The following is a 4,409-nucleotide window of genomic DNA, read 5'->3' as shown; positions in this document are numbered from 1 at the left end:
CCTTTCGCGCCCAACTTCACCAACTGTCCCGCGACGGAAGAAAAGGCTTCTTCCCCAGCTTGTCCCGACTTGCAAGCATTGAGAATAAAAATCGGCACGCGACAATCAGTCAAATATTGGGCAATTTCCCTAGCAGTAACTATTTCCGGTTCGCCGTCTGCATCTTCAAAGACTAAAACGCCTTCTCCCGATTTGCCGTACTGAGTTTGAACGGTTTTGCTGTCAGCTTGAAAGTCTCCATGTCCGTCAAAATGAACGATATGATAAAAGCCTTTGCGGGCGTTAAGTTCTGCTTCAAACTGCTTTAAACTAGGGGGACGCAATACGGTGAGATTCACCTGTTTTTGAATAGGTTTGAGTGCCTCTAGCATGGGGCGGGCGATGGTTTGAAAATTAATATCCTTCGCTCCATAGGGTCGAGCAATAACTAATAAAATATTTAATTGTTCGTCAGACATTTCTCCCATGTCTTCCCGAACTGCATACTCGCTAAGACTGCGATACATCCCCGCCAGCAAAGGTGCAAGAAATTGATAATCTGGGGTAAACAGCAATTCCCAGGGCAAATTGAGTACGGCAGGATTGTCGGAAACAATACTAATTTCGCATTTATCTAATCCGGCTCGTGTCGCTTCCTGAAAAAACTCCCGCGCTTTGTCGCTGCTGCGAAATACTAAGTCAAATAGCTGCTGTCCCCAAGCTTGCAACTGCTGTTCAATTTTTTTAGCCTTTTCCGGTTCTAGTCCGTAGGGAAAGCGCAGATACTCTTCGAGATACCAGCGCAAATCGGCTAATACTTTGCTGTCAAAGGGATGTTCAAAGGTTATGGGAGGGGCGGAGCGAGCCATTGAGTTGCCCCGCTGCCAGGATAGTTGGATTGAATCGTCAACATGATTAATGCGTAGGGAGTTTTCTGCCATTTTTTTGTGGCTTGCTTGATTAAGTTATAATTATAGTCAAATAAACCGGGTTTTTCGGAGTTTCTGCATTGTCACGAAGTTTTCTGGTAAAAACCCGGTTTCTGGGCACGCTATTGCTATTAATTGTAGGTGCTTCGCCATCAAAAAATCACCAGAAAAATTGACAATATAATAGCAACGCACCTTAGATTAACTTATAATTATATAACGACTTACAATTATAACCAAATAAAGTAAATGATAGAAACAGACACTGCACAAATGTACACAGTAGAAAATACAGGGGAATTGACTCAAAATAATGTCAATCAGCGATTAGATATTTGGCTGTCAAACCAGATACCGGACTTATCCCGATCGCGAATCCAAACCCTCATATCACAAGGTAACGTCAAAGTCAACGACGAAACCTGCACCTCGAAAAAAATATCAGTAAAAACGGGCGATCGCATCCACATCACTTTACCCGAAGCCCAGCCCACTTCCTTGCAGGCCGAAGCAATTCCCCTCGACATTCTCTACGAAGACGACAGCCTAATTATCATCAACAAACCAGCCGGATTAGTCGTCCACCCAGCCGCCGGACACCAAGACGGTACATTAGTCAACGCTCTCTTAGCGCACTGTCCCCTAGCAGAAATAGGCGGAGTTCAGCGGCCGGGAATCGTACACAGATTAGACAAAGATACAACAGGTGCGATCGCGATCGCCAAAACCGACATCGCGCACCAAAACCTGCAAGCCCAACTGAAAGCCAAAACCGCCCGCCGCGAATATTTAGGCATAGTTTACGGCACTCCCAACACCGAAACAGGCACAATAGACCTACCCATCGGGAGGCATCCCACAGACCGCAAAAAAATGGCGGTAGTACCAGTAGAAAAAGGCGGTCGCCCCGCAGTTACTCACTGGACAATCAAAGAAAGAATCGGCAACTATTGCTTAATGCACTATCAATTAGAAACAGGCCGCACCCATCAAATTCGCGTGCATACAGCGGAAATAAAACATCCCATTGTCGGCGACCCGATGTACAGTTCTAACCGTTCTATAGGCGTCAATTTAACCGGACAAGCCCTCCACGCATGGCGGCTGACATTGCAGCATCCCGTAACCGGAGAATTAATAGAGGCGATCGCACCTTTACCCGATCAATTCAACACCCTGCTAAAAATATTGCGGTTGCGAACTCACACTTGATAAGTGGTATAGCAGTCGCCAAAGCTGTTATGACAAGTCGCCATCAGGCCTTGAGAATTTTATATACAGCCGTTCTCAATAAAGTGAGGTATGCCCTATGCCCTATGCCCTATGCCCTATGCCCTATGCCCTATGCCCTATGCCCGTTTATCAAGCGTGCACCTCATGTTACTGAGAAAGGCTATACCTTGATTGCTTTGTTCAACATTCCCTCCAGGATATTGTTTCTACCTTAACTTTTTTTTATAGCACAAGTATCACTTAGATGCTAGTGCAAGTCTGGGATGGTACTGCTGTGTGCAAATTTGTTGATGTCAAACATATCAATGTAGCCGTTTATCTCATTTCTCTCAATCTTATCTACTTTTATAGGTGCGCTCGAGTTCTTGCAACCTTGACACCAGATTGCCCAGTTCCAGGACGTAAGCACCCCTAATCTTCTTTTTGTTGATCAAAATCACTTTGGCCTCGCTAAATACAACTACTGGAGTGACCTTGGTTAACTTCTTAGCTTTTTTTATAGCCGTAGCTTGGTTGGCAATCTGTGCCAGAAAATCTTTATTAAAATCTATCAATTTCCCGTCGTAAGAGAGACGCTTGAGCACATCCCCATCCAACTTAACTACGGTTGAGTGAGACTTCACATCAAGGATAAAATTGACTCCTTTAGGCGATCGCAGCCACACATCGATATCGCCTACTTGCGGCAATATTAAGTTGTACTCAGCTATCCATCCAGATTGGGTTAGGGACTTCAAAACTTGCTCAGTCTTTTCTTCACCACAGGCCCCTTGGTCATATATCTGAGACGACTTCCAAAACTTGTTCCCCTTCTTAATCAACGGAATGGCGATTAATGCCCCTATCACAAGAGCCGCGACCAAAAAAAATAAAGGAGCAAAAGGTGCTAGCGCGTATAATACTAGCACTGGCAACAACACCAACCCTGTTGCCGCACCGTACCTGTATAAGGCTTTGGTACGAAGCTGTTGAGCCTCGCGACGCAATCGTTTTCCAGCACCTTCGTTATATTGCGGCTGCATAAATGCACCTATGCACTAAGAGTTGACAATGAGAAAAGGTCGAATTATTTTTCTTCCTAATGACTAATGACTAATGACTAATCACTAATGACTAATCACTAATAACTAATAACTAATAACTAATAACTAATAACTAATAACTAATGACTAATCACTAATGACTAATCACTAATGACTAATCACTAATGACAAAAAATTATGAGTCCCGAGTTTTGGATTCCAAGTTTATCAAAAAACTCAAACCTCAAAACTCAAGACTCAAAACTCTCTCAGCCTAAAAGCCGATCGATTCAGTCGATCGCCCGACACAAATAATTGCATCAGACAGCATCAATTATCGGCGACGGGGAACCATCGTGTCGATATTGATATTAGCCAGAGCCACGCGCTGTGGCGGAGTAGTAGGAATGGGCATATTGCGCGCCATACCCAAATAGTTCGACGGATCGCCAGCCTTGGCCTGCTGTTCTTGAGGAACAAAACGGCGGACACTTGTTTGCCAAATGATTTGCGGGAAGCCAAGCTGCGAACGGTGGTACTCACCGTAGCGGGGCGTCTTCAAGTTGAAAGGAGTCTCCCCTCCAACTCGCTGAGGCAAAATTCGGCGCTGCTGGTAAGGTATTGTGTCATAGCCGAACTTATCCAGGTACTCATCGCTATTGACCAACTCGTCAATAAAGCCTTGAGGCCCCTTATTGGCTACCACGATCGACCAAGCAATCTTTTCGCGCTCGCTGTAAACATCCCGGCCCAAAACGCGCTGCACGCACATTTCCACAAACCGATAGTTGCTGTTAGTTTGATAATTCCGCTCCAAGAAAGGAGCCGAAGTCGCCAAACCGCGAATAAAGTCCCGCACCGTAATTTGGCCGAACTTGAGTTGCGACTCCAAAGACTTTTGGCGGTTGCTCTTGAGGATTTGGTGTTCGCTGTAAATCTGGCGATATCCAGCCCAAATCAAATTTTCCATGTCTCCAGACGAGAGCACATTTTCAGTTGTGAAAATTCTCGGCTGCTCGTCGCCCCCTATTTCATAACCAGCAACGCGCTGGTTTTGGCTCTTGGGGGCGTAGCTTAATAAAGGAAGCGCCACGTTAAAATCTCCGTTATCTCAAATTTCAGAAATAGTTGACACCGTGAGCTGCCAGCATAACGATACAACTAACCAACATACAGATTAGGGGATTCCCGCAATCTAAATCTGATTTTCCTGAATTTTTGCAACAATCTGTAACATTTGTTGACT

At 45.0% G+C, this 4,409-nt stretch carries 4 protein-coding genes; 1 reads left to right on the top strand and 3 read right to left on the bottom strand.

The window, feature by feature from the left end; genetic code table 11:
* Nucleotides 1-920: CHAT domain-containing protein (locus tag ACUVJL_RS22805; RefSeq protein ID WP_445247922.1), on the bottom strand; the 920-nt coding region annotated here is incomplete at its 3' end.
* Nucleotides 921-1,181: 261 nt separating this feature from the next.
* Here ACUVJL_RS22805 and ACUVJL_RS22800 point away from each other — a divergent pair.
* Nucleotides 1,182-2,120: an RluA family pseudouridine synthase gene (locus tag ACUVJL_RS22800; protein ID WP_445247923.1), complete on the top strand. Its 939-nt coding sequence runs from the start codon at nucleotides 1,182-1,184 to the stop codon at nucleotides 2,118-2,120.
* A 356-nt stretch (nucleotides 2,121-2,476) separates the two neighbouring features.
* Here ACUVJL_RS22800 and ACUVJL_RS22795 read toward each other — a convergent pair whose 3' ends face one another.
* Together ACUVJL_RS22795 and ACUVJL_RS22790 are read right to left on the bottom strand one after the other, a co-directional pair.
* Entirely contained in the window at nucleotides 2,477-3,163 is a 687-nt protein-coding gene (locus ACUVJL_RS22795; RefSeq protein ID WP_445247921.1) for an NERD domain-containing protein, read from the bottom strand.
* A gap of 334 nt (nucleotides 3,164-3,497) precedes the next feature.
* Entirely contained in the window at nucleotides 3,498-4,256 is a 759-nt protein-coding gene (locus ACUVJL_RS22790) for a phycobilisome rod-core linker polypeptide (protein WP_445247920.1), read from the bottom strand.
* Between the last annotated feature and the right edge of the window lie 153 nt (nucleotides 4,257-4,409).

The organism is Microcoleus sp. OTE_8_concoct_300, assembly GCF_031383065.1.
GTDB lineage: Bacteria > Cyanobacteriota > Cyanobacteriia > Cyanobacteriales > Microcoleaceae > Microcoleus.
The sequence above is the reverse complement of the archived record's forward strand: the minus strand, read 5'-3'. Positions and strand labels throughout refer to the sequence as shown.

Coding starts and splice junctions, on each gene's coding strand:
- ACUVJL_RS22800 (WP_445247923.1), top strand. CDS start 1,182: ATGTACACAGTAGAAAATACAGGGGAATTGACTCAAAATAATGTCAAT.
- ACUVJL_RS22795 (WP_445247921.1), bottom strand. CDS start 3,163: ATGCAGCCGCAATATAACGAAGGTGCTGGAAAACGATTGCGTCGCGAG.